Below are 262 nucleotides of genomic sequence, written 5' to 3'. Positions count from 1 at the left end.
GCGCACGGCCGGCCGCGCGCACGTTGAAGCCGATCACGATGGCGTCGGAGCCCATCGCCAGGTCGATGTCGGACTCCGTGACCGCACCGACGCCGCGGTGCAGGACGCGGATGTCGACCTCTTCGCCGACGTCCAGCTGGAGCAGGGAGGACTCCAGAGCCTCGACCGATCCGGACGCGTCGCCCTTGATGATCAGGTTCAGCTGCTGGACCTCGCCGGCCTTCAGCACCTTGTCCAGGTCCTCCAGCGACACGCGGCGCGT

Annotated in this window: 1 protein-coding gene; it reads right to left on the bottom strand. The window is 69.1% G+C overall.

The features are described from left to right. A partial coding sequence (locus BZY54_RS54070) for a hypothetical protein (protein WP_425276366.1) occupies positions 1 to 262 on the bottom strand: 262 nt, incomplete at both ends.

It is taken from the genome of Streptomyces carpinensis, from assembly GCF_002154505.1.
GTDB lineage: Bacteria > Actinomycetota > Actinomycetes > Streptomycetales > Streptomycetaceae > Streptomyces > Streptomyces carpinensis.
Note: the sequence above shows the minus strand (reverse complement) of the source record. Positions and strands in the feature narration are given on the sequence as shown.